Raw genomic sequence first — 24060 nt, forward strand, 5'->3', positions numbered from 1 at the left:
CAATCGTGATCAGAAGCCTTGAGGAGTCGACCGGGCGACAATGGCTTCTACATCCAGACCACGCGGCAATGCGCCGTACACTCGGCCACCGTCCTCCAGACGACTGGCGATGAAGGCATCACTGACCACCGAATTCCCCGCCTCCAGCAACAACTTGGCCTGCAGCCCTAGGGCAATGTCTTCAGTCAGTTGGCGGGCGCGATACTGAATGTCACTGGTGTCCTTGAACGCCGCCTGTATTTGATGGATGTGTGCTGCCAGACGCTTGTCGCCATGACCATCGCCTAACTCGCTGAACAGCGCATCAAGCACGCCCGGCTCTTTAGACAGGGCACGCAGCACGTCGAGGCATTGCACGTTGCCAGAACCTTCCCACGTCGAATTCACCGGCGCCTCGCGGTAAAGCCGCGGCAGGATGCTTTCCTCGACATAACCCGCGCCGCCCATGCATTCGGCCGCTTCGTTGATCATGGCCGGCGCCCGCTTGCAGATCCAGTACTTGCCCACCGCTGTCACCAGACGGGCGAATTTGGCTTCCTGCGAATCGTCCAGATGATCCAGCGCTCGGCCCATGCGCAGGCTCAAGGCCAGTGCTGCTTCGCTTTCCAGCGCCAGATCCGCCAGCACGTTCTGCATCAGCGGCTGTTCGCTGAGCAGCTTGCCGCCCACCGAACGGTGAGCACAGTGATGGCTGGCCTGAGTCAGCGCCTGACGCATCAGCGAACTGGAACCGACCATGCAATCGAAGCGAGTCATGGCGACCATCTCGATGATCGTCGGAACGCCACGTCCCTCTTCACCGATCATCCACGCCAGTGCGCCCCGGAACTCCACCTCGCTGGAAGCGTTGGAGCAATTGCCGAGCTTGTTCTTCAGGCGCTGGATATAGAACTGGTTGCGTGTGTCGTCCGGGCGGTGGCGCGGCAACAGGAAACAGGTCAGCCCCTTGTCGGTCTGTGCCAGTGTCAGGAAGGCGTCGCACATCGGTGCCGAACAAAACCATTTGTGCCCCACCAGCTCATAGGCCTGGCCCGGGCCGCTGGCACCGACCGGATAGGCCTTGGAGGTATTGGCCCGCACATCGGTGCCGCCCTGCTTCTCGGTCATGGCCATGCCGATGGTGACCCCGGCCTTGTGGGCCATGCCGACGTTGCGCGAGTCGTATTCGGTGGCGAGGATTTTCGGCAGCCATTTTTCCGCCAGGTTCGGTTGCAGGCGCATGGCCGGAACGCTGGCGAAGGTCATGGTCAACGGACAGCCACTGCCGGCTTCGGCCTGGCTATGCAGATACGTCATCGAAGCGCGGGCCACATGGGCGCCATCCTGCGGGTGCGCCCAGGGCAGCGAGGTCAAGCCATGCTCGACCGCCGTGCGCATCAATTGGTGATAAGCCGGATGAAATTCCACCAGATCGATACGATGACCAAAGCGGTCATGGCTGTTGAACACCGGCTTGTTCTGATTGGCCAGGAACCCGGCTTCCATCAACGGGCCACCGGCCAGCGCGCCGTAGGCGTCGATCCGCGATTCGGCCCAACCGGCCCCGAAGCGCCGCGACCACTCCTGCAACGGCAAGTCGATGCGGTACAGGTTGGCGCCGTCCAGTGACGGTGGCTGGTTGGTGACTTCGTGGGTTTCGGCGAACTGATGCAGGTTCATGACGGGGCTCCTTTGGTCGGCCAAGGGATTTCAGTTAAGCACCGCCCCTCGGTCGAACAAAGTGTCATATACGCCTAACTGTCGGCGCTTTCGCCCTGTTGCGGGCAGAGCACACGGCGGTAGAGCGCGGCCTGCAAGTCTTCGAATTTCACCGGTTTGCTCAAGTTATCAATCAGCGCGCCGGTCGGGCAGCGTTCTCGGTCACCGCTCAGGGCGATCATGAACAACGGCAGCTCGGCATAGCCCGGCAACGCACGAATCCGGCAGCACAGCGACTCACCGTCCTGTAGCGGCAACTGACAATCGACCAGCACCGCGTCAAACACTTCACGTTGCAAGAGATCGAGCGCGACATCGGCGCTGTCAGCCGTGCGCACGCGGAAACCCAGCTTGAGCAACATGCCGCGCATCACCAACTGGCTGATGCTGTTGCCATCGACCAACAGCACGGCACAATCCTGAGGCAAGCGCAGGCGCGGAAAATCCCTGGTCATCAATGGCGTCACCGGACGTTCGGCCACCGGCAGCCCGACTTCCACATCCAGCTGAAACCGGCTGCCACGTCCTGGCTCGGAGCGATGCGTCAGGCGTCCGCCGAGCAATTCGACCAACTGTCGGCAAATCGCCAGGCCAACGCCCAGGCCACCGTATTCACGAGTCATCGAGCTATCGAGCTGGAAGAACCGCTGATACATCGTGGCCTCCCCCAAATCGGTGAAGCCGATGCCGGTGTCGATCACCGCGAAGGTCAAAGCCAGCCGATCGGGCTCGATGGTCTTGCCGGTCACCCGCAAGGCCAGGCCGCCGACCTTGGTGAACTTGATCGCGTTATCCAGCAGACATTCCAGGCATTGCGCGATCTTGACGTTGTCACCCTGCAAACGATCCGGCACACCCGATGCGATGTCGACCTTGAAGTCCAGCGACTTGCTCGATGCATTGCCCTCGAACTGCGTGTGCAACGCCTCGACCATGCCGCGCAAGCTGAAGGTGTCGGCCGAGGCCTTGAGCTTGCCGGCCTGCAATTCGGTGAGGGTCAGGATGCCGTTGACCATGCGCATCATGTCCCGCGCCGACCCCGAAGCCGTCTGCTGATACTGTTCAAGCTCCGCGTCCATTTCGACCGTCTGCATCAGCTCAAGCGAACCAATCACACCGTTCATGGGTGTGCGCAGTTCGTGAGTCAGGGTGGCCAGGAATTCGTCCTTGAGCTTGTTACTGCGAGCCAGTTGCTGGTTGAGCACTTCAAGTTTCTGGCTGGCGTCGAACAGGGTTTGCGCCTGCTGCTCGCGCATGGCGTTGATGCGGTCGGCCAGCGCCAGGGACAGCAACGCCACTTCGATGGCCGAGCCGATCTGACTGGAATACATGGTCAGGAACACGTTCGGCAGGTAGCCCAGTACCATCAGCGTATTGACGATGCCGCCGAGCAAGAACGCCGACCAGGCAATGATGAAATACCGCGCCACCCGCAGGCCCCGCAGCCAGGCAAAGATCCCGGCGGCAAAAATCACCACGGTGAACGTCAGCGCCAGGGCCGTGGCCAGGCGCAAGGCCAGGGCGTAACTGGTCATCAACGACAGGCCGACCACCAACGCACCGAAGGCAACCAGCGCCAGCAACAAGCGGTCGAGCCAGCGACTGTGGGTAGCCATTTGCAGAAAACTGCGGGCGAACTGACTGCCGAACAACCCCGCACAGCCGATGAAAAACGGCGTCGCGGCGTTGGCCCACCAGGGATTGTCCGGCCAGAAATACTGCACGGCCGCACCGTTTACCGACAGCTGATACAAGCCGAACGAGGCGATATAGAAGATGTAATAGAGGTAACTGGTGTCACGCACGCTGAGGTAGATGAACAGGTTGTAGACCAGCATCCCCAACAGCACGCCGTAAATCAGCCCCAGTACGTAGAGGCGTACGGGCTGCGCTTCGAGGTAGGCGGTGCTTGACCACAAGGTGACCGGTGCCTGGATCGAGCCTTCGCTTTGCAAGCGCAGGAATACAGTTTCGGCCTGGTCAGGTTTGAACGTCAGGTCGAACAAATAGTTGTTCTGACGAATCTCGCGGCTGGCGAACGGCAAGGCATCGCCAGTCTGCCTGACCAACTGATAGTTGCCGGCCGCATCGGGCAAATAGAGATCGAGATGATCGAGGGGCGGATAGGCCAGCTCCAGCAACCAGGTTCGTTGCGCCGCAGGGTTGCCCGGTCGGTAATGCAGGTCGATTTTCAGCCAGAACACCGAACGCGAGTACCCGGCGTTGAGCGTGTCTTTATGGTGCGGTTTGAAGTTGCCGGCCGCCGCTTGCGCACGGATATCCGCGATGGTCGCCTGACCACCTGCATCCTCGTAGACCTGCAGGGTTCGGCCCAAGGGGAGGCTTTGAGTGAACTCATCGAACTCGACGGCGTTTGCCAGGAGGGGCAAACACAACAGCAACATCAACAAATAGCGCATTGAAGCCCCAGCGTGGCCTGTCCGGTTCTGTCAGGAAGCCCCCCATTCCTTTTGAGCAGACGTAAACCGGTATCACCTGTTATTGGTTTGGATCCACTCTAGCATAGCCGTTGATGGCCATTAAACACCATTGAAATATTTCACGAAAAGGCTCTAGGACGGGCGTTTCAGAGCAATAAACAGAAGGTACTCTGTGGTTGACAAGTCACTGTGGCGAGGGGGCTTGCCCCCGTTCGGCTGCGAAGCAGTCGTAAAACCAACCGACTCGATGAACCAGGCAGGTTATTGGGGGCCGCTTCGCGACCCAACGGGGGCAAGCCCCCTCGCCACAATGTATCGACCAACCGCACCACTACAACACCCGAAAAACAGGTTTGGTGGTAAGCTCGCGCACCATGAATATCTACAGCTCTCGCCCCGTTGTCCTCTGTCTCTCCGGCCACGACCCAAGTGGTGGCGCCGGCTTGCAGGCAGATATCGAAGCCCTGCTCGCTCAGGGTTGCCATGCGGCTCCAGCCGTCACTGCCCTGACCGTGCAAGACACCGTCAATGTCACGGACTTCCGCGTCCTCGACCGTGAGTGGGTACTGGCCCAGGCCAATGCCGTGCTCAACGACTCCGAAGTCGCTGCGGTCAAACTGGGCATGCTCGGTTCCCTGGAAATGGTCGACACCGTTGTCGAACTGCTTTCGGCGCACCCGCATTTGCCAGTGGTCTGCGACCCGGTACTGCGCGCTGGCGGCGGCGGACGCCTGGGCAAGGACGAAGTCGGCTACGCCATGCGCGAACGCCTGCTGCCTCTGTCGATCATTGCGACCCCCAACCTTCCCGAAGCCCGGATCCTCGCCGAACTGCCTGAAGGCACCGCGGACGAGTGCGCTGAAAAACTCCTGCCGTTCGTCAAACACCTGCTGATCACCGGTGGCCATGGCGACGAAACCGAAATCCACAATCGCCTGTACAGCCGCGACGGCCTGCGCGAAACCTATACCTGCCAGCGCTTGCCCGGCAGTTATCACGGTTCCGGTTGCACCCTGGCCAGCGCGCTGGCCGGTCGTCTGGCCCAGGGCGAAAACCTCGCCAGTGCCGTACAGACCGCGCTTAACTACACGTGGCGCACCCTGCGCGATGCCGAGCAGTTGGGCAAAGGCCAGTTTGTGCCGCGCCGTTTGCCACTGGATTTCTGTTCGTAACTTCTATTTGTAATGCGGTGAGGCTTGTCCGATGAAACTACGTGGCCTGTACGCCATTACCGACAGCCATTTGCTGGACGGCAAGTTGCTCAAGTACGTGGAGGCGGCGCTGGAAGGCGGCGTCACCTTGCTGCAATACCGTGACAAGAGCAGTGACGACGCCCGCCGCTTGCGTGAGGCCGAAGCCTTGCGCGAGCTGTGCGAACGCTACAAGACGCAGTTGATCATCAACGACGACGCCGAGTTGGCGGCACGCCTGAACGTGGGCGTGCACCTGGGCCAGACCGACGGCCCGCTGACTCCGGCCCGTGCACTGCTGGGGCGTCAGGCGATCATCGGTTCAACCTGCCACGCGCAGCTCGAACTGGCCGAACAGGCTGCCAAAGAAGGCGCCAGCTACGTCGCCTTCGGTCGTTTCTTCAATTCGAACACCAAGCCCGGCGCACCGACCTGCAGCCTCGAACTGCTCGATCAGGCCCGCAAGCAGTTGCACTTGCCGATCTGCGCAATCGGCGGCATCACCCTGGACAACGCCGCCCCGCTGGTGGCCCACGGCGTCGATCTGCTGGCAGTGGTGCATGGCCTGTTTGGCGCTGAGAGTACGGCCGAAGTGACCCGTCGTGCCCGCGCCTTCAACGAATTGTTTTCTATTTAAGTCGCTTAAAATCTGATTTGAGAGCCCGATCATGTCTCGTTCCGAAACGCTGTTTGCCAATGCCCAGAAACACATTCCCGGTGGCGTGAACTCGCCGGTTCGCGCGTTCAAGAGCGTCGGCGGCACGCCGTTGTTCTTCAAGCACGCCGAAGGCGCCTACGTCACCGACGAAGACGACAAGCGTTATGTGGATTACGTCGGTTCCTGGGGCCCGATGATCCTCGGCCACAGCCACCCGGACGTGCTGGACGCCGTGCGCAAGCAGCTTGAACACGGCCTGTCCTACGGCGCCCCGACCGAGATGGAAACGCAGATGGCCGACCTGGTCTGCTCGCTCGTGCCGTCGATGGAAATGGTGCGCATGGTCAGCTCCGGCACCGAGGCGACCATGAGCGCCATCCGCCTGGCCCGTGGTTTCACCGGCCGCGACAGCATCATCAAGTTCGAAGGCTGTTACCACGGTCACTCCGACAGCCTGCTGGTCAAGGCCGGTTCCGGCGCACTGACCCAAGGCGTGCCGAGCTCGGCCGGCGTGCCGGCCGCATTCGCCAAACACACCCTGACCCTGCCCTTCAACGACATCGATGCCGTTGAAGCCATGCTCGCCGAAGTCGGCCAGGACGTCGCCTGCATCATCGTCGAGCCAGTGGCCGGCAACATGAACTGCGTGCCACCGGCACCGGGTTTCCTCGAAGGCCTGCGGACCCTGTGCGACAAGCACGGCGTAGTGCTGATTTTCGACGAAGTGATGACCGGTTTCCGTGTCGCCCTCGGCGGAGCCCAGGCGTACTACGGCGTGACGCCGGACCTGACCACCTTCGGCAAGATCATCGGTGGCGGCATGCCGGTCGGCTGCTTCGGCGGCAAGCGTGAAATCATGCAGCGTATCGCTCCGCTGGGCCCCGTCTACCAGGCTGGCACACTGTCGGGTAATCCGCTGGCGATGGCCGCCGGCCTGACCACCCTGCGCCTGATCAGCCGCCCGGGCTTCCACGCCGAACTGACCGACTACACGACCCGCCTGCTCGACGGCCTGCAACAGCGCGCCGATGCGGCCGGCATTCCGTTCGTGACCACCCAGGCCGGTGGCATGTTCGGCCTGTACTTCAGCGGTGCCGACGACATCGTCACCTTCGATGACGTCATGGCCAGCGACGCTGCCCTGTTCGGTCGCTTCTTCCACCTGATGCTGGAAGGCGGCGTGTACCTGGCACCGAGCGCTTTCGAAGCCGGTTTCACTTCGATCGCTCATGGCGAAACCGAACTGAAACTGACCCTGGACGCCGCCGAGCGCGCCTTCGCTGCCTTGAAATAACGCTGTAGCGCTGACGTTGGCCATTGCCGGCGTCAGCTTTCACCTACACGCCCGCCTGTATTCCTACAGTTTCAGCAAAAATCCTCCGCAAAACCGGTGATATATTTCCCGCGCAGCAGAAAAACGAGTAAAGACTTTGTAAGGTTGGCCCTGCTTATTTCATAATGCGCGCTTATTGGATCCCCTCGATGGGTCCGCGCGCCCTTCAGAGGTAAGTCGATTCCCATGAACCGCACCGGCCGCACCCTTGCACTGGGCTGCCTGTTGCTTCTTCAGCCCCTGCTCGCGCACGCACAAGCAGGCGGCAACTCGTTGTTGATCCCAGCGATGGGTCGCTGCACCCTCAATACCCAGCCGCAAGACCTGGAACAAGCGCTCGCCGCCTGCCAGAAAGCGTCGGATGAAGGGGATGCACAAGCGCAATACGAGTTGGGTGAGTTCTACTACGAAGGCAAAAACGCGCCGCGCGACCTCAATCAAGCCCTGAGCTACTTCGAAAAGGCCTCGCTGCAAGGCCACGCCCAGGCACAATTCAAGTTAGGCACCATGTTCTTCCACGGCGAAGGCGTGCCGGCCAATAACGTTCAGGCGTATATCCTGCTGAAGATGGCGGCGGTCAACGGCGCCGAAGATGCACTGGACACCGCTGACGAAGTCACCGAAAAAATGCCCCGCGAAGAACTCGAAGTCGCCACCCAGGTGCTCGGGCAAATTTTCCGTAAATACCTGATGGAATTGCAAAGCGCCGATGGGCGTACGCCGTTCGCGCCATTGCCCTGATGCTTGCTTCGTGGCTGATGCCGCCATCGCTGGCAAGCCAGCTCCTACAAATCTACGCGGACCTGTAGGAACTGGCTTGCCAGCGATAGGATCAACTAGGTCTGAACCTTACTTCTCAGGCATTGGCATCGGAAACGGCATTACATTGCCGACCGCGCCGCGGGCTTCGCTGATTTTCGGTGTGCCCAGACGCTCGACTTCATCGATACGCACGATCGAATGCATCGGCACAAAACTGCGCACCACGCCTTCGAACTGAGCCTTGAGCTTTTCTTCGCTCGGATCGACGACCACTTGCGTGCGCTCGCCAAAGACGAACTCTTCCACTTCCAGAAAGCCCCACAGATCACTTTGATAGATCTGCTTGGCGTACATTTCGAACACCTGGCCCTGGTTGAGGAAAATCACCTTGTAGATTGGAGCTTCACGTTTGGTCATGGTGGGCGGGTAACACATCGGGGTAAAAATGAGGGCGCAAACTATAGCACAGCCGTCGGACGCGCAATGGTAGGAACCACGGGACATGTTCCCTATAATGCGCGGTTCTTTGAATCACGTGATGACTCTTTCCATGGCCAAGAAGCTTTACATCGAAACCCACGGTTGCCAGATGAACGAGTACGACAGCTCGCGCATGGTCGATCTGCTGGGCGAACATCAGGCCCTGGAAGTCACCGCACGCGCTGAAGACGCCGACGTGATCCTGCTCAACACCTGCTCGATCCGCGAGCGTGCCCAGGACCGCGTCTACTCCCAACTCGGCCGCTGGCGCGAACTGAAGCTGGCCAACCCGGACATGGTGATCGCCGTCGGTGGCTGCGTGGCCAGTCAGGAAGGCGCGGCCATTCGCGATCGTGCGCCGTACGTCGACGTAGTCTTCGGCCCGCAAACCCTGCACCGCCTGCCGGAAATGATCGACGCCGCGCGCATCAGCAAGCTGCCGCAAGTCGACGTCTCGTTCCCGGAAATCGAAAAATTCGACCATTTGCCCGAGCCCCGCATCGATGGCCCGAGCGCTTACGTGTCGGTCATGGAAGGTTGCAGCAAGTACTGCACGTTTTGCGTGGTGCCCTACACCCGCGGCGAAGAAGTCAGCCGCCCGTTCGACGACGTGATTGCCGAGATCATGCACCTGGCCGAACACGGCGTGCGCGAAGTGACGCTGCTGGGGCAGAACGTCAACGGCTATCGCGGCCTGACCCATGACGGGCGCCTGGCCGACCTGGCCGAGCTGATTCGCGTGGTCGCCGCGGTCGACGGCATCGACCGCATCCGCTACACCACGTCGCATCCGCTGGAGTTTTCGGACAGCCTGATCCAGGCCCACGCCGACGTGCCGGAGCTGGTCAAGCACCTGCACTTGCCGGTGCAGTCTGGCTCGGACCGCATTCTCGCCGCAATGAAGCGCAATCACACAGCGCTGGAATACAAATCCAAACTGCGCAAGCTGCGCGCCGCCGTGCCAGGGATCTGCATCAGCTCGGACTTCATCGTCGGCTTCCCGGGCGAGACCGAGAAAGACTTCGAGCAGACCATGAAGCTGATTGCCGACGTCGGCTTCGACTTCTCCTACTCGTTCGTCTACAGCCAGCGTCCGGGCACTCCGGCCGCCGACCTGGCCGATGACACACCGGAAGAGCTGAAAAAAGAGCGCCTGAATGCCCTGCAGCATCGCCTGAACCAGCAAGGTTTCGAGATCAGCCGACAAATGGTCGGCTCGATCCAGCGGATCCTGGTGACCGATTACTCGAAAAAAGACCCGGGCGAACTGCAAGGCCGGACCGAGAATAACCGTATCGTCAACTTCCGCTGCGACAATCCGACCCTGATCGGCCAGTTCGCGGATGTGCACATCGATGCCGCGCAGCCGCACTCGCTGCGGGGTTCGCTGATCCAGTAACCCCGTACCCCCCTTGTGGGAGCGGGCTTTTGTGGCGAGGGGGCTTGCCCCCGTTGGATCGCGAAGCGGTCCTGGTATTTTGCGACTGCTTCGCAGTCGAACGGGGGCAAGCCCCCTCGCCACAGTTTAAGTGCCAAATTTCTGCATCTTATTTAAGAGCTTTCCCACCCACGCCACTGGCGTTATCCTTGATTTCATCTCAATTGCCCCAGGGCGGCTAAATACGACCTTGAACGCACCCATAGAACCACATCGTTTTATTCTCGAGCCTTTTGAAGCTCGCCGCTTCGCCAATCTGTGCGGGCAATTCGACGAGCATTTGCGCTTGATCGAACAGCGCCTGACCATCGAGATCCGCAATCGCGGCAATCAGTTCGAGCTGATCGGCGAACCCAAACACACCACCTCCGCGGAAAACCTCCTGCGCCGCCTGTACCGGGAAACCAAGGGTACCGAGCTGTCGCCGGACATGGTGCACCTGTTCCTGCAGGAATCGGCCGTCGAGCAGCTGGACAACCACTCCCCCGCCGAACCGTCCGTGGCCCTGCGCACCAAGAAAGGCATGATTCGCCCCCGCGGCTTGAATCAGCTGCGTTACGTCAAGGAAATCCTCGGTAACGACATCAACTTCGGCATCGGCCCGGCCGGTACCGGCAAGACCTATCTGGCCGTGGCTTGCGCGGTGGATGCGCTGGAGCGCGAGCAGATCCGCCGCATCCTGCTGGTGCGTCCGGCGGTCGAAGCGGGTGAAAAACTCGGCTTCCTGCCCGGCGACCTCTCGCAAAAGATCGACCCGTATCTGCGCCCGCTCTACGACGCACTCTACGAGATGCTCGGCTTCGAATACGTCGCCAAGCTGATCGAGCGCCAGGTGATCGAAGTCGCGCCACTGGCCTACATGCGCGGCCGGACGCTGAACAACAGCTTCATCATTCTCGACGAAAGCCAGAACACCACGGTCGAGCAGATGAAGATGTTCCTGACCCGGATTGGCTTCGGCTCCACGGCCGTCATCACCGGGGACATCACCCAGGTTGACCTGCCACGCGGCACCAAGTCCGGCCTGCACCATGTGATTGAAGTGCTCAAGGATGTACCGGGTATCAGCTTCACCCACTTCCAGCCCAAGGACGTCGTACGCCATCCGTTGGTGCAGCGCATCGTTGAAGCCTACGAGCGCTTCGAAACCAAAGCGGCCGACGATGCAGCCGCCAAGGATAGCCGCCGCGATGCTTGAGCTTGACCTGCAAATCGCCACCCAAGCCCCCGCCCCCAGCGAAGCCGAGTTCCGCCAGTGGTGCGAACTGGCTTTGCGCCAGCGCACCGCCGATTCGGAGATGACCATTCGCCTGGTCGACGAAGCCGAAGGACGCGAGCTGAACCACACCTGGCGGCAAAAGGATTACGCAACTAACGTCTTGTCATTCCCGGCCGATGTGCCGGATGAGTTCCTCGACATACCGCTGCTGGGCGATCTGGTGATCTGCGTGGCCGTGGTCGAGCGCGAAGCCGCTGAACAGGGCAAGGCACTCAAGGCCCATTGGGCACACCTGGTGATTCACGGCTGCTTGCATCTGCTCGGTTACGACCATATTGATGACGACGAAGCCGAAGAGATGGAAGCACTGGAACGAACGTTGCTTGCAGAACTGGGCTTTCCCGATCCGTACGCGGACGACGAAACCGATTTATCCCCTACCAAAACAACAAAGGATTCAGAGTAATCGCTATGAGCGAAGATCGATCGAGCAATGGGCAGAAGTCATGGCTGGGTAAGCTCACCCAGGCTTTTGCCCACGAGCCGAAAAACCGTCAGGAGCTGCTGGAGCTGCTGCGCGATGCACACCAGAACAAACTGTTGGACAGCGAAGCGCTGGCCATCGTCGAAGGCGCCATCCAGGTGGCTGACTTGCAGGTCCGGGACATCATGGTCCCGCGCTCGCAAATGGTCAGCATCAAGGCGAACCAGACACCTCGCGAGTTCCTGCCTGCCGTGGTCGACTCGGCCCACTCCCGCTACCCGGTAATCGGCGAAAGCCACGATGACGTGATGGGCGTGCTGCTGGCCAAGGACTTGCTGCCGTTGATCCTCAAGGAGAACGGCGACAGCTTCAACATCAAGGACCTGCTGCGTCCGGCCACCTTCGTACCGGAATCCAAGCGCCTTAACGTGCTGCTGCGCGAGTTCCGCGCCAACCACAACCACATGGCCATCGTCATCGACGAGTACGGCGGCGTGGCAGGTCTGGTGACCATCGAAGACGTGCTGGAACAGATCGTCGGCGACATCGAAGACGAACACGACGTCGAAGAAGACAGCTATATCAAACCGTTGCCAAGCGGTGATTTCCTGATCAAGGCTCTGACACCGATCGAGAACTTCAACGAGTTCTTCGACAGCGAATTCTCCGACGACGAGTTCGACACCGTTGGCGGCCTGGTGATGAGCGCGTTCGGGCATTTGCCAAAACGCAATGAAATCACTGAAATCGGCCCATACCGTTTCCGCATCCTGAACGCCGACAGCCGTCGGATTCACTTGCTTCGCCTGACGCCCATTGCTCGCTAAGGATTGAAATGCGCTGGACAACCCGCCCCGGCTGGCCCGGTAACCTGCTGGCCGTGGCGGCCGGTGCAATCACCACCCTGGCCCTGGCGCCGTTCGATATCTGGCCACTGGCACTGCTCGCCGTCGGCCTGTTCTATGCCGGTTTGCGTGAGCTGAGCCCACGCCAGGCGCTGGGTCGTGGCTGGTGTTTCGGGTTCGGCCTGTTCGGTGCCGGTACCAGCTGGATCTACTACAGCATTCACCACTTCGGCGGCGCATCAGTACTGCTGGCCGGTTTCCTGATGCTGCTCTTCACGGCGGCGATTGCCTGGTTCTTTGCCCTGCCTGCGTGGATATGGGCGCGCTGGCTGCGCCGCAATGAAGCGCCGCTGGCCGATGCTCTCGCCTTCGCGGCGCTGTGGGTCGGCCAGGAAGCATTCCGTGGCTGGTTCCTGACAGGTTTCCCGTGGCTGTACTCCGGTTACAGCCAGCTCGATGGCCCGCTGGCCGGACTCGCCCCCCTCGGCGGAATGTGGCTGATTTCCTTCACCCTGGCCCTGACAGCGGCGTTGATCTACAACGGCTTGCGCCTGGTTCGCACGGGGCGCAAAGGCTTTATCGCTGCCGGCGTATTGCTGCTGGTCGGCCCATGGTTGGTCGGCATGGCGCTCAAGCACCACGCCTGGACCAGCCCGTCGGGCCCGGCACTGAGCGTTGCCGCCATTCAGGGCAACATCGAACAAAGCATGAAGTGGGACCCGGCGCAGCTCAATTCGCAGCTGGCGCTGTACCGTGACATGAGCTTCAGCTCCAAGCGCGTCGATCTACTTATCTGGCCGGAAACGGCGATCCCGGTGCTCAAGGAGTCCGCCGAGGGCTATCTGAGCATGATGGGCAACTTCGCGGCCGAACGTAAATCGGCTTTGATTACCGGTGTCCCGGTCCGCATGGAGGTGCGCCATGAGAAGCGTTTCTTCAATGGCATCACCGTTACCGGTGAGGGCGACGGCACCTATCTGAAGCAAAAACTGGTGCCATTTGGTGAATATGTCCCCTTGCAGGACATGTTGCGCGGGCTGATCGCCTTCTTCGACCTGCCAATGTCGGACTTCGCTCGCGGCCCGGCTGACCAGCCGTTACTGCAAGCCAAGGGCTATCAGATCGCTCCGTTCATTTGCTATGAAGTGGTTTATCCGGAGTTCGCCGCCAGCCTTGCCGCCCGCAGCGACCTGCTGCTGACCATCAGCAACGACACCTGGTTCGGCACCTCAATCGGGCCGCTGCAACACCTGCAGATGGCGCAGATGCGCGCGCTGGAAGCTGGACGCTGGATGATCCGCGCCACCAACAACGGCGTATCCGGCCTGATCAACCCGTTCGGTCAGATTACCGATCAGATCCCGCAGTTCGAACGCGGCATCCTGTATGGCGAAGTGGTGCCAATGCACAACCTGACGCCGTACCTGCAATGGCGTTCGTGGCCATTGCTCATTCTCTGCGTGTTGTTGTTTGGCTGGGCGCTGATTGCAAGCCGGATGGCTAAAACCGTCTGAACTGACACCGCATCAAACCTGTAGGAGCCGGCTTGCCGGCGAAAGCTATGGTCGCCGTGACATCGCTTTCGCTGGCAAGCCAGCTCCTACAGGGCGTGGATAACCAATCGGTTATCGGTAAAACAACGAATAGCCGACCTGCCCCACCGCCTCGTTCATCAATTGCCCGTTCTGCCAGATCGCCTTGAACTCCGGCATCCAGCCACCCAGTGGCCGCGCGTTGTCGCCACTCAAAAACCCTACCGGCGCCGGAACCACCTCAAAGCCGGCCTTGCGGAAACTCCAGACCGCTCGTGACATATGCCAGGCCTGAGTCACGAGCACCACACGCTTGATGCCCTGTGGCAGCAACACCTCAGCGCTGAACTGCGCATTTTCCCAGGTCGTGCGGCTACGCCCCTCTTGCCAGCGCACGGTCACGCCAAAATCGTCACGCAAGGAGTCCGCCATCATCTGCGCCTCGCTGGGTGGCGAACCGTAATGCAAGCCGCCGCTGGTCAGTACTGGCAGGCCGGAAGCCTTGGCCAGCCGCGCGGCATAGCGCTGGCGTTCCAGACCGACACCCGTGGGCTGGTCGGCCCCCCAGGCCCGATCACCGCGCTCGCGTCCGGAGCCGAGGACAACAATGGCGTCTGCGCGCTGCCCCAGGACTGCCCATTCATCGCGTACCAACGGTGGCTCCCGCTCAAGCAGACCGGCACTCCACTGCACCACCACTGGCAGGCTCATCAGCCAGAAGCCACCCAGGCCCAGCGCAAAGCACGCACCGGCAAGTCTTGGCCTTGAACGACGCAACCACCAGGCAAGCAAAAGCAGCAGCAATAGAATGCCGGGTGGCAAAAGAAGTTGTTTTACGAAGTAGCGAAATGGCATCGAGCATCTCCCGGAGATGCCCGAAGCCTAAGTGGGTTGGCGTGATGCGACAATCAATACGGAAGGGCTATGCTTCAAAAATGTATGGAGCATGGCTCTGTTGCCCTATTTGAACTGCAAAGACCGGACCTTTACCGCGTCTCTGCCGGGAACCTTGTCCTTGAGCCAGATGATCTTGGCCGAACGTGGTGCGTCGAGTTGCTTTACCGCCTCAGACAAGCATCCGTGTGTCTCACGTTCACTGCGATCCAGATACGCCTTGACCAGTGCAAACTCTGCGGGGCTCAGGCCGCGCAGTTCCAGCTCCAGAGGGCGTTCGTCGCGCAACCGGCTAGCGGTTTTTGCCGCGTCCAGGGCCAAGGCCAAACGATCGATCAGCCTTTCGTACAGCTCCGGTTTTGTAGCTTTTTGCTGTGACTCAACCATCCCTCACCTCATTGGAAGATAAGACCTACTCCCCAGTTAGAGCTTAGCTTCCATGAACAAACCGGCTGAACGCCGCGACCAACGGCCCTCGCAGCGGTTTTTGCAGGACGTGCGGCAGTAATCAGGGTTTCCCTCGGTAGAGCGCGGTCATGTATGCTACGGCGCTTCCTGTAACTCCACTTCCAGCTCGGCTGGGCATCGAAAACGCCAATGTGGCGTGATCCGCGTCCAGCGTTGCATTGAAGAGGATTAGGCCACCCCTATTCAGTTCAAAAGTAGCCATGCACGAACAATATCAGCCCCGTGAAATCGAAGCCGCCGCCCAGTCGTTCTGGGACGAGCAAAAGTCCTTTGAAGTCAGTGAACAGCCAGGCAAGGAGACTTACTACTGCCTGTCGATGTTCCCTTACCCCAGCGGCAAGCTACACATGGGGCACGTGCGCAACTACACCATCGGCGACGTGATCTCCCGCTACCAGCGCATGCAAGGCAAGAACGTTCTGCAACCCATGGGTTGGGACGCCTTCGGCATGCCGGCGGAAAACGCCGCGATGAAGAACAACGTAGCGCCCGCCAAGTGGACCTACGAAAACATCGCCTACATGAAATCCCAGCTGCGCAGCCTGGGCCTGGCGGTGGACTGGTCGCGCGAAGTGACCACCTGCAAGCCCGATTACTACCGCTGGGAACAATGGCTGTTCACCCGCCTGTTCGAAAAAGGTGTGATCTACAAAAAAAGCGGCACCGTGAACTGGGACCCGGTCGACCAGACCGTTCTGGCCAACGAGCAAGTGATCGACGGCCGTGGCTGGCGTTCCGGCGCGCTGATCGAAAAGCGCGAAATCCCGATGTACTACTTCAAGATCACCGCCTACGCGGATGAGTTGCTGGAGAGCCTCGACGAACTGACTGGCTGGCCTGAACAGGTCAAGACCATGCAGCGCAACTGGATCGGTAAATCCCGCGGCATGGAAGTGCAGTTCCCGTACAACGTCGATTCCATCGGCGAAGCCGGTGCGCTGAAAGTCTTCACCACCCGTCCGGACACCCTGATGGGCGCGACCTACGTCGCGGTCGCTGCCGAGCACCACCTGGCTACTCTGGCGGCGCAAAACAACCCCGAGCTGCAAGCGTTCATCGCTGAATGCAAGGGCGGCAGCGTGGCCGAAGCCGACGTCGCCACCCAGGAGAAAAAAGGCCTCCCGACCGGCCTGTTCGTCGAGCACCCGCTGACCGGCGAAAAACTGCCGGTATGGGTCGCCAACTATGTGCTGATGCACTACGGCGACGGCGCGGTGATGGCGGTTCCGGCCCACGACGAGCGCGATTTCGAATTCGCCCACAAGTACAACCTGCCGGTCAAATCGGTCGTGCGCACCAGCTCCGGCGATAGCAATCCGGCGCCATGGCAAGACGCCTACGGCGAGCACGGTACGCTGATCAATTCCGGCGAGTTCGATGGCCTCGACTTCGCGGGCGCCTTCGACGCCATCGAAGTTGCGCTGATCAAGAAAGAACTGGGCGCCTCGCGTACCCAGTTCCGCCTGCGCGACTGGGGCATCAGCCGTCAACGCTACTGGGGCTGCCCGATCCCGATCATTCACTGCAACACTTGCGGTGACGTACCGGTACCGGAAGATCAACTGCCAGTCGTACTGCCGGAAGACGTCGTACCCGATGGTGCCGGTTCGCCGCTGGCGCGCATGCCCGAGTTCTACGAGTGCAGCTGCCCGAAATGCGGTGCGCCTGCCAAGCGTGAAACCGACACCATGGACACCTTCGTCGAGTCCTCGTGGTACTACGCCCGTTACGCCTCTCCGCACTTTGAAGGCGGTCTGGTAGAAAAATCGGCGGCCGACCACTGGCTGCCGGTGGATCAGTACATCGGCGGTATCGAACACGCGATCCTGCACCTGCTCTACGCGCGCTTCTTCCACAAGCTGATGCGCGACGAAGGCCTGGTGAGCTCCAACGAGCCGTTCAAGAACCTGCTGACCCAGGGCATGGTGATCGCCGAGACTTACTACCGTCGAGAAGCCAATGGCGCCTACACCTGGTTCAACCCGGCGGATGTCGAGCTTGAGCGTGACGGCAAAGCCAAGGTTATCAGCGCCAAATTGAAATCTGACGGCCTGCCGGTGGAAATCGGTGGCACCGAGAAGATGGCCAAGTCGAAGAACAACGGTGTTGACCCACAATCGATGATTGATCAGTTCGGCGCCGATACCTGCCGCCTGTTCATGATGTTCGCCTCGCCACCTGACATGAGCGCGGAATGGTCCGACTCCGGCGTAGAGGGTTCACACCGTTTCCTCAAGCGCGTCTGGCGTCTGGCGCAAGCGCACGTCACTCAGGGCCTGCCGGGCAAACTGGACGTAGCCAGCCTGAACGACGAGCAGAAAGCCGTTCGCCGCTCGATCCACCTGGCCATCAAGCAGGCCAGCCAGGACGTCGGCCAGAACCACAAATTCAACACCGCCATCGCCCAGGTGATGACGCTGATGAACGTGCTGGAAAAAGCCGCGCAAGGCACCGAGCAGGATCGCGCACTGGTTCACGAAGGCCTGGAAACCGTGACTCTGCTGCTGGCTCCGATCACGCCGCACATCAGCCATGAACTGTGGAATCAACTGGGTCACGCTGATCCTGTGATCGACGCCGTTTGGCCGGTGCAGGACGACAGCGCACTGGTGCAGGACAACCTGACGCTCGTCATCCAGGTCAACGGCAAGCTGCGTGGCCAGATCGAAATGCCGGCCAGCGCCAGCCGCGAAGAAGTCGAAGCAGCCGCCCGAGCCAACGAAAACGTGCTGCGTTTCGTCGACGGTCTGACCATTCGTAAAGTGATCGTAGTGCCCGGGAAACTGGTCAATATCGTCGCCAGCTAATTGGATCAGGCGCCAGGTGAGCCTGGCGCCGAATAAAACCTTTCGGGCCGCTTGATCGGCCCACATGGTTTCAAGGGGAGCAACAAGATGATCAAACGCAATTTGCTGGTGATGGGCCTCGCGGTTCTGCTGAGTGCCTGCGGTTTCCAGCTGCGTGGCACCGGCACCAACGAACTGGCGATCAAGGAACTCGACCTGAGCGCCCGTAACGCCTACGGCCCAACCGTGACCCAACTGCGTCAGGTACTGGAAGGCAGCGGCGTCAAGGTCTATACCGGTGCACCTTACAAGCTGATCCTGACCAATGAACAGGAAAGCCAGCGCATCCTCAGCTACGCAGGTGCCGGTCGTGCTGGCGAGTACCAGGTCACCACCGTGCTGAACTACGACATCCGTGGTCGCGGTGATCTGCCACTGTTGAGCGACAAGCTTGAAGTGCAGAAAATCTATATGCACGACGGCAACAACCTGGTGGGCTCCGATCAGGAAGCTGCAACGGCCCGGGAAGAAGGCCGCCGAGAGATGGTTCAACGCATGATGCTGCGCCTGGAACAACTGAGCCCGGCCCAACTGGATCAGTTGCAGCAGACTGCCGAAGCCAAGGCCAAGGCTGACGCCGCGGCACTGGAAGCGGCACAAAAGGCTGAAGCGGAAACCCCGCGTCAGTCGCCTATCGAACTGCCGCAGCAGTAAGACTTACGGGGCGCCCAGGCGCCCCGTTCGCCCTCTCTTATGAAGCTCGCCCCCGCCCAACTCGCCAAACACCTGCAAGGTGCCCTCGCGCCGGTCTACATCATCAGCGGCGATGATCCGTTGTTGTGCCAGGAAGCAGCCGACGCTGTTCGCGCCGCCGCCCGTCAGCAAGGATTTGATGAGCGCCAGGTGTTTGCCGCCGACGCCAGTTTCGACTGGGGCACGCTGCTGCAAGCCGGTGCCAGCATGTCGCTGTTCGCTGAAAAGCGCCTGCTGGAGTTGCGCCTGCCTTCCGGCAAACCCGGTGACAAAGGTGCCGCCGCGCTAATCGAATACTGCTCGCGCCCGGCCGAAGACACCGTGCTGCTGATCAGCTTGCCGAAACTTGATGGCAGCGCGCAGAAAACCAAGTGGGGCAAGGCGCTGGTCGAAGGGCCGCAAACCCAGTTCGTGCAGATCTGGCCAGTCGATGTCGGCCAGTTGCCCAGCTGGATCCGCCAGCGCCTGTCCCAGGCCGGTCTTTCCGCCAGCCAGGACGCCGTTGAACTGATCGCTGCACGGGTCGAGGGCAATTTGCTGGCCGCCGCCCAGGAAATCGAAAAGCTCAAACTGATGGCCGAAGGGGGTCAGATCACCGTCGAAACCGTGCAGGCGGCGGTGGCTGACAGTGCTCGCTTCGACGTGTTTGGCCTGACCGATGCGGTACTCAACGGTGAAGCGGCCCACGCGCTGCGCATGCTCGAAGGCTTGCGTGGCGAAGGCGTCGAACCGCCGGTGATTCTCTGGGCCCTGGCCCGGGAGCTGCGCCTGCTGGCCAATATTTCGCTGCAATACAGTCAGGGGACGCCGCTGGACAAGGCCTTCAGCCAAGCCAAACCCCCGATCTGGGACAAACGCAAACCGTTGATGAGCAAAGCCCTGCAACGCTACTCGGCACAACGCTGGGCGCAACTGCTGCTGGAAGCGCAACGCATCGACGCGCAGATCAAGGGCCAGGCTGCGGGTTCGCCATGGATGAGTTTGAGCCGGTTGACGTTGTTGATGGCCGGGCAGAGATTGTCGCTACCTGCCGAGTAAGGCTTTCTGTGGCGAGGGGGCTTGCCCCCGTTGGGGCGCGAAGCGCCCCCATAATCGATATACACGGCATTTCAGATAAACCGCGTATATCGATTTTACGACGGCTTCGCCGCCGAGCGGGGGCAAGCCCCCCTCGCCACAGAAACCACATCGTTATCAAGATCAATGAAAGCTCCTACACAATGTAGGGACTAGACAGTCCCCCAACTTCGGCCGATGATTCGCCTCGCAAAAACCACTCACTTGCGAGCAATCATCATGAGCAAAAAGCCGTCGAAACACGGCCCCAACAAGGCCAAATCCATCATCGCCCAGCCATTGTTCCGCAGCCGCCAGGAACGCCCGGCCAAGGGCAAAGGCAGTTACCGCCGCGAAGCCTTCCAGTCTGACAACTGGGAGGCTTCTTACTTTCTGGCTGCGTAAAGCAGAACACCCCTTCGACATGTTAAGGTCTGTACCTGATTCGTACTCCCTGGACCCGTGCATGCCCTTTTGTCTTCCCCGTCGTTGGCACCTACGCCAATTGATCGCTGCCTCCAGCCTTGTTTTGCTTGTCGCCTGTGCGGAAAAACCGACCGCAGCCGACGCTCAGCCGCTTCAGACGCTTCCTGTCGCCACCGCCCCGGCGGTTGTTCCGCCTGTGGTTCCGACGGGTGAGAACCTCGACATCCAGCCAACCCAGACCTTTGCCGAATGGCAGGCAGGCTTCCGCAAGGATGCCCTGGCCGCCGGTATCCGCGCTGATCTGTTCGACCGCGCCTTCGCCAATGTCAGCTTCGACCCCAGTGTGATTCGTGCCGATCGCAGCCAACCGGAATTCGCAAAACCGGTGTGGGAATACCTCGATGGCGCCCTGTCACCGCTGCGGGTACGCAAAGGCCAGTCGCTGGTCAACCAGTACGCCGACATCCTGCAAAGCATCGAGCAGCGTTACGGCGTTGATCGTCAGGCGCTGGTGGCCGTCTGGGGCATGGAAAGCAACTTTGGCCAGTTCCAGGGCAGCAAGTCGGTGATCAACTCGCTGGCGACCCTGGCCTACGAAGGTCGTCGCCCCGGTTTCGCCCACGCGCAATTGATTGCCGCCCTGCAAATCCTGCAACAAGGCGATATCGAGCCCGAAAAGATGCTCGGTTCCTGGGCCGGCGCCATGGGCCAGACCCAGTTCATCCCGACCACCTACAACACCCATGCGGTGGACTTCGATGGTGACGGACGTCGCGATATCTGGGGCAGCTCGGCCGATGCCTTGGCCTCGACCGCGCATTATCTGCAAAGCTCCGGCTGGCAGAGAGGTCAGCCGTGGGGCTTTGAAGTCCAGCTGCCGAGCGGGTTCGACTACGTGCTGGCCGACGGCACGATTCGCAAGAGCGTCGCCGAATGGCGACAACTGGGGGTTATCCTGCCCAACGGTGGCCAGGTCCCGGCCGGCTCGGAGCAACTGTCCGCCGCCCTGCTGCTGCCGGCCGGTTACCGCGGCCCGGCGTTCCTGGTGCTCGACAACTTCCGGGCAATCCTCAAGTACAACAACTCGTCATCCTATGCCCTGGGGGTGAGCCTGTTGTCCGAACGCTTCAATGGCGCGGGCTTGATCAGCGGCTCATGGCCAAAGGATGACCTGCCTCTGAGCCGTACTGAGCGGATCGAACTGCAAAACCTGTTGAGTGCGCAAAACTATGACGCCGGCACCGCCGACGGGATCATTGGCGCCAACACCCGCAAGGCGATCCGCAGCGCCCAGCAGTCGTTTGGCTGGCCGGCGGATGGCTATCCGACGCACAAGTTGCTCGAAGGGTTGCGTAACCGCTAAAAGCTTCGCAAGCAGGCTCGCTCCCACATTCGACCGTATTCCTATGGAGGAACCCGGTCACCTGTGGGAGCGAGCCTGCTTGCGAAGACTGACTATCAGGCGAAAAAGATCTAGCGCCTGACTACCACATCCTGCTCCAACATCAATTCCTGATTCCCGGCATCCAGCCTGACCAGCGCCCCCATCGGCAATGTCAGGTTCGGATCGCAGTGCCCACTGCGCCACCCGGACAACACCGGAATCCGCAAAGGTTCGAAGGTCTGCTTGAGCAATCGCTCCAGCGCCGATACATCAACCCCCGCCACATCCCCGACCAACACTCCGTGCAGTTTGTGCAGCGTGCCTGCCAGCCGCAGATGGGTCAGCAGCCGGTCGATGCGATACAGCGGCTCGTTGATGTCCTCGATCAACAGAATGACACCCTCGGCGTCAATTTCGTAAGGCGTGCCCATGGTTGCGGCAATCATGGCCAGATTGCCCCCCAACAGGCGCCCATGGGCCACGCCCGGCTCGACGGTGGTCAACGGGTAGGCAACCGGATGCGTCATCACTGTGCCAGCCCCCACCTGCCCTCTCAGCATGCTGAAGAAGGAAGACTCCGTAGGTATTTGCTTGTCACCCAGCAGGTCGGCATTGAGCAGCGGACCATGAAATGTCACGAAGCCGGCATAGCGACTGATCGCCAAATGCAGGGCAGTGATGTCGCTGTAGCCGATGAATGGCTTGGCGTTATCGCGCAGCAACTGGAAATCGATGCGATCGAGCAGCCGGGGCGTGCCGTAACCACCGCGCAGACAGATGATGGCATCGACATCACGATCCGCGAACGCAGCGTGCAGGTCATTGAGCCGCACGTCGTCGCTGCCGGCCAGGTACCCGTCTTTCTCGTAGACCCCGGGAAACACTTTCAGTGAATAACCCCGGGCACGCATCCATTGCACCGCCTTGTCGGTGTCCAGCGGCGCGGGACCGGCGGGTGCAATAACGCCGATCATGCCTTCCGACGGCAGTGCCGGGACAGGAGCGTGAGGGCAAAGGGTGTGGGTCGGTCGAGCGGTCATCCGTGAATCTCCCTGCGTGAAATCTTCAGCACACAGTAGTCAGGAACGAGGACAAACTGAAGACTTTCAGTCGCCCCGCAGGTTGCAGGAACAAGCGGCCAATACCGTAGGCCAGGCAAAAAAACGCCCGCAAGGCAGAATACCGTGCGGGCGTTTTTCATATCATTGCGCAGATCAGGACGACATCAGCTCGGCCTTGACCAGCTTGGCCTGCTCGTCGGCGTGGTACGAGGAGCGTACCAGTGGACCGGAAGCGACGTTCTTGAAGCCCATTTTATAACCTTCCTCGGCGAACCAGGCGAAGGTGTCCGGGTGCACGAAGCGCTGCACCGGCAAGTGGCTGCGGGATGGCTGCAGGTACTGGCCGAGGGTCAGCATGTCGATGTCGTGCTCGCGCATGCGCTTCATGACTTCGATGACTTCTTCGTCGGTCTCGCCCAGGCCCAGCATCAGGCCGGACTTGGTCGGAATGTGCGGCATCATCTGCTTGAAGCGTTGCAGCAGGGTCAGCGACCACTGGTAGTCCGAACCCGGGCGCGCAGCCTTGTACAGGCGCGGCACGGTTTCCAGGTTGTGGTTGAACACATCCGGCGGCTCGGCAGCAGTGATTTCCAGGGCGATGTCCATGCGACCACGGTAGTCCGGGACCAGGGTTTCGAGCTGCACGTTCGGCGACAGCTTGCGGATTTCGCGAATGCAGTCGGCGAAGTGCTGGGCACCGCCGTCACGCAGGTCATCGCGGTCCACCGAGGTGATCACCACGTACTTCAGGCGCAGATCGGCGATGGCGATAGCCAGGCTTTCCGGTTCGTTGACATCCAATGGCTTCGGACGGCCGTGGCCGACGTCGCAGAAGGGGCAACGTCGGGTGCAGATGTCACCCATGATCATGAAGGTCGCGGTGCCACCGGAGAAGCATTCGCCCAGGTTCGGGCAGGACGCTTCTTCGCACACGCTGTGCAGCTTGTGTTTGCGCAGCAGGGCCTTGATGCGGTCGACTTCCGGCGAAACCGGGATGCGTACGCGAATCCAGTCTGGCTTCTTCGGCAGTTCGGTGGTCGGAATGATCTTCACCGGGATGCGTGCAACCTTCTCGGCGCCGCGCAGCTTGACGCCGGCTTCAACCTTGGGACGCGGGGCCGGGCGCTCGGTGACATCAAGCGTCGGGATCAT

General features: G+C 60.8%; 21 protein-coding genes. 14 read left to right on the forward strand and 7 right to left on the reverse strand.

The genetic code is table 11. The features are described from left to right. Window positions 1-9: 9 nt before the first annotated feature. Entirely contained in the window at window positions 10-1659 is a 1650-nt protein-coding gene (locus B0D71_RS21500; protein ID WP_103396529.1) for an acyl-CoA dehydrogenase family protein, read from the reverse strand. 74 nt (window positions 1660-1733) lie between these two features. Then, a complete protein-coding gene (locus B0D71_RS21505) occupies window positions 1734-4118 on the reverse strand; it encodes a hybrid sensor histidine kinase/response regulator (RefSeq protein WP_103396530.1) in 2385 nt (794 codons plus the stop codon). Window positions 4119-4513: 395 nt separating this feature from the next. On the opposite strand from B0D71_RS21505, the gene B0D71_RS21510 reads away from it, so the two are divergent. From B0D71_RS21510 to B0D71_RS21525, 4 genes are all read left to right on the forward strand, one after another. Further along, a complete protein-coding gene (locus B0D71_RS21510; RefSeq protein ID WP_008052407.1) occupies window positions 4514-5311 on the forward strand; it encodes a hydroxymethylpyrimidine/phosphomethylpyrimidine kinase in 798 nt (265 codons plus the stop codon). Between the two features lie 31 nt (window positions 5312-5342). After that, window positions 5343-5966: a thiamine phosphate synthase gene (thiE, locus tag B0D71_RS21515; RefSeq protein ID WP_103396531.1), complete on the forward strand. Its 624-nt coding sequence runs from the start codon at window positions 5343-5345 to the stop codon at window positions 5964-5966. 31 nt (window positions 5967-5997) lie between these two features. Beyond that, the gene (gene hemL / locus B0D71_RS21520; RefSeq protein WP_103396532.1) at window positions 5998-7281 is read left to right on the forward strand and encodes a glutamate-1-semialdehyde 2,1-aminomutase; all 1284 of its coding nucleotides are present in this window, start codon (window positions 5998-6000) and stop codon (window positions 7279-7281) included. 225 nt (window positions 7282-7506) lie between these two features. Continuing rightward, window positions 7507-8061 carry a tetratricopeptide repeat protein gene (locus B0D71_RS21525; RefSeq protein ID WP_103396533.1) on the forward strand — a complete coding sequence of 185 codons (555 nt, stop codon included), beginning with the start codon at window positions 7507-7509 and terminating at the stop codon, window positions 8059-8061. A gap of 108 nt (window positions 8062-8169) precedes the next feature. On the opposite strand, the gene B0D71_RS21530 is transcribed toward B0D71_RS21525, so the two are convergent. Continuing rightward, on the reverse strand, window positions 8170-8499 hold the full coding sequence (locus B0D71_RS21530; protein WP_003185742.1) for a DUF1820 family protein: 330 nt from the start codon (window positions 8497-8499) through the stop codon (window positions 8170-8172). 133 nt (window positions 8500-8632) lie between these two features. Between B0D71_RS21530 and miaB the strand changes: the two genes are divergently transcribed. The 5 genes from miaB (at window position 8633) to lnt (ending at window position 14062) form a co-directional block, all read left to right on the forward strand. Continuing rightward, window positions 8633-9961 carry a tRNA (N6-isopentenyl adenosine(37)-C2)-methylthiotransferase MiaB gene (miaB, locus tag B0D71_RS21535; protein WP_165798743.1) on the forward strand — a complete coding sequence of 443 codons (1329 nt, stop codon included), beginning with the start codon at window positions 8633-8635 and terminating at the stop codon, window positions 9959-9961. A 229-nt stretch (window positions 9962-10190) separates the two neighbouring features. Continuing rightward, window positions 10191-11198, forward strand: coding sequence for a PhoH family protein (locus B0D71_RS21540; RefSeq protein WP_008022966.1), 1008 nt, complete (start codon window positions 10191-10193; stop codon window positions 11196-11198). Further along, on the forward strand, window positions 11191-11685 hold the full coding sequence (ybeY, locus tag B0D71_RS21545; protein ID WP_103396535.1) for an rRNA maturation RNase YbeY: 495 nt from the start codon (window positions 11191-11193) through the stop codon (window positions 11683-11685). Before B0D71_RS21540 ends, ybeY begins: the two co-directional genes overlap by 8 nt. A gap of 5 nt (window positions 11686-11690) precedes the next feature. Then, window positions 11691-12530 carry an HlyC/CorC family transporter gene (locus B0D71_RS21550; protein ID WP_007975860.1) on the forward strand — a complete coding sequence of 280 codons (840 nt, stop codon included), beginning with the start codon at window positions 11691-11693 and terminating at the stop codon, window positions 12528-12530. 8 nt (window positions 12531-12538) lie between these two features. After that, entirely contained in the window at window positions 12539-14062 is a 1524-nt protein-coding gene (lnt, locus tag B0D71_RS21555; protein WP_103396536.1) for an apolipoprotein N-acyltransferase, read from the forward strand. A gap of 111 nt (window positions 14063-14173) precedes the next feature. Here lnt and B0D71_RS21560 read toward each other — a convergent pair whose 3' ends face one another. Both B0D71_RS21560 and B0D71_RS21565 read right to left on the reverse strand, forming a co-directional pair. After that, on the reverse strand, window positions 14174-14935 hold the full coding sequence (locus B0D71_RS21560; RefSeq protein WP_103396537.1) for a YdcF family protein: 762 nt from the start codon (window positions 14933-14935) through the stop codon (window positions 14174-14176). Window positions 14936-15040: 105 nt separating this feature from the next. Next, window positions 15041-15361, reverse strand: a complete 321-nt coding sequence (locus B0D71_RS21565; protein ID WP_103396538.1) for a hypothetical protein — start codon at window positions 15359-15361, stop codon at window positions 15041-15043. A 281-nt stretch (window positions 15362-15642) separates the two neighbouring features. Between B0D71_RS21565 and leuS the strand changes: the two genes are divergently transcribed. The 5 genes from leuS (at window position 15643) to B0D71_RS21590 (ending at window position 21826) form a co-directional block, all read left to right on the forward strand. After that, window positions 15643-18249: a leucine--tRNA ligase gene (gene leuS / locus B0D71_RS21570; protein ID WP_103396539.1), complete on the forward strand. Its 2607-nt coding sequence runs from the start codon at window positions 15643-15645 to the stop codon at window positions 18247-18249. An 87-nt stretch (window positions 18250-18336) separates the two neighbouring features. Further along, the gene (locus B0D71_RS21575; protein WP_103396596.1) at window positions 18337-18942 is read left to right on the forward strand and encodes an LPS-assembly lipoprotein LptE; all 606 of its coding nucleotides are present in this window, start codon (window positions 18337-18339) and stop codon (window positions 18940-18942) included. Window positions 18943-18981: 39 nt separating this feature from the next. After that, complete coding sequence (gene holA, locus B0D71_RS21580) at window positions 18982-20019, forward strand: DNA polymerase III subunit delta (RefSeq protein ID WP_103396540.1); 1038 nt, start codon at window positions 18982-18984, stop codon at window positions 20017-20019. Between the two features lie 258 nt (window positions 20020-20277). Further along, window positions 20278-20442, forward strand: coding sequence for an alternative ribosome rescue factor ArfA (arfA, locus tag B0D71_RS21585; RefSeq protein ID WP_007975872.1), 165 nt, complete (start codon window positions 20278-20280; stop codon window positions 20440-20442). A 61-nt stretch (window positions 20443-20503) separates the two neighbouring features. Further along, window positions 20504-21826: a lytic murein transglycosylase gene (locus B0D71_RS21590; protein WP_103396541.1), complete on the forward strand. Its 1323-nt coding sequence runs from the start codon at window positions 20504-20506 to the stop codon at window positions 21824-21826. 110 nt (window positions 21827-21936) lie between these two features. On the opposite strand, the gene B0D71_RS21595 is transcribed toward B0D71_RS21590, so the two are convergent. Then, window positions 21937-22887: a S66 peptidase family protein gene (locus B0D71_RS21595; protein ID WP_103396542.1), complete on the reverse strand. Its 951-nt coding sequence runs from the start codon at window positions 22885-22887 to the stop codon at window positions 21937-21939. 174 nt (window positions 22888-23061) lie between these two features. Then, window positions 23062-24060, reverse strand: a complete 999-nt coding sequence (lipA, locus tag B0D71_RS21600) for a lipoyl synthase (protein WP_162130289.1) — start codon at window positions 24058-24060, stop codon at window positions 23062-23064.

The organism is Pseudomonas laurylsulfativorans, from assembly GCF_002906155.1.
Lineage (GTDB): Bacteria > Pseudomonadota > Gammaproteobacteria > Pseudomonadales > Pseudomonadaceae > Aquipseudomonas > Aquipseudomonas laurylsulfativorans.

Coding starts and splice junctions, on each gene's coding strand:
- holA (WP_103396540.1), top strand. CDS start 18,982: ATGAAGCTCGCCCCCGCCCAACTCGCCAAACACCTGCAAGGTGCCCTC.
- B0D71_RS21595 (WP_103396542.1), bottom strand. CDS start 22,887: ATGACCGCTCGACCGACCCACACCCTTTGCCCTCACGCTCCTGTCCCG.
- B0D71_RS21505 (WP_103396530.1), bottom strand. CDS start 4,118: ATGCGCTATTTGTTGATGTTGCTGTTGTGTTTGCCCCTCCTGGCAAAC.
- lipA (WP_162130289.1), bottom strand. CDS start 24,060: ATGATCCCGACGCTTGATGTCACCGAGCGCCCGGCCCCGCGTCCCAAG.
- B0D71_RS21590 (WP_103396541.1), top strand. CDS start 20,504: ATGCCCTTTTGTCTTCCCCGTCGTTGGCACCTACGCCAATTGATCGCT.
- B0D71_RS21550 (WP_007975860.1), top strand. CDS start 11,691: ATGAGCGAAGATCGATCGAGCAATGGGCAGAAGTCATGGCTGGGTAAG.
- B0D71_RS21510 (WP_008052407.1), top strand. CDS start 4,514: ATGAATATCTACAGCTCTCGCCCCGTTGTCCTCTGTCTCTCCGGCCAC.
- hemL (WP_103396532.1), top strand. CDS start 5,998: ATGTCTCGTTCCGAAACGCTGTTTGCCAATGCCCAGAAACACATTCCC.
- lnt (WP_103396536.1), top strand. CDS start 12,539: ATGCGCTGGACAACCCGCCCCGGCTGGCCCGGTAACCTGCTGGCCGTG.
- B0D71_RS21560 (WP_103396537.1), bottom strand. CDS start 14,935: ATGCCATTTCGCTACTTCGTAAAACAACTTCTTTTGCCACCCGGCATT.
- B0D71_RS21500 (WP_103396529.1), bottom strand. CDS start 1,659: ATGAACCTGCATCAGTTCGCCGAAACCCACGAAGTCACCAACCAGCCA.
- miaB (WP_165798743.1), top strand. CDS start 8,633: ATGGCCAAGAAGCTTTACATCGAAACCCACGGTTGCCAGATGAACGAG.
- B0D71_RS21565 (WP_103396538.1), bottom strand. CDS start 15,361: ATGGTTGAGTCACAGCAAAAAGCTACAAAACCGGAGCTGTACGAAAGG.
- ybeY (WP_103396535.1), top strand. CDS start 11,191: ATGCTTGAGCTTGACCTGCAAATCGCCACCCAAGCCCCCGCCCCCAGC.
- B0D71_RS21575 (WP_103396596.1), top strand. CDS start 18,337: ATGATCAAACGCAATTTGCTGGTGATGGGCCTCGCGGTTCTGCTGAGT.
- B0D71_RS21530 (WP_003185742.1), bottom strand. CDS start 8,499: ATGACCAAACGTGAAGCTCCAATCTACAAGGTGATTTTCCTCAACCAG.
- leuS (WP_103396539.1), top strand. CDS start 15,643: ATGCACGAACAATATCAGCCCCGTGAAATCGAAGCCGCCGCCCAGTCG.
- B0D71_RS21525 (WP_103396533.1), top strand. CDS start 7,507: ATGAACCGCACCGGCCGCACCCTTGCACTGGGCTGCCTGTTGCTTCTT.
- arfA (WP_007975872.1), top strand. CDS start 20,278: ATGAGCAAAAAGCCGTCGAAACACGGCCCCAACAAGGCCAAATCCATC.
- thiE (WP_103396531.1), top strand. CDS start 5,343: ATGAAACTACGTGGCCTGTACGCCATTACCGACAGCCATTTGCTGGAC.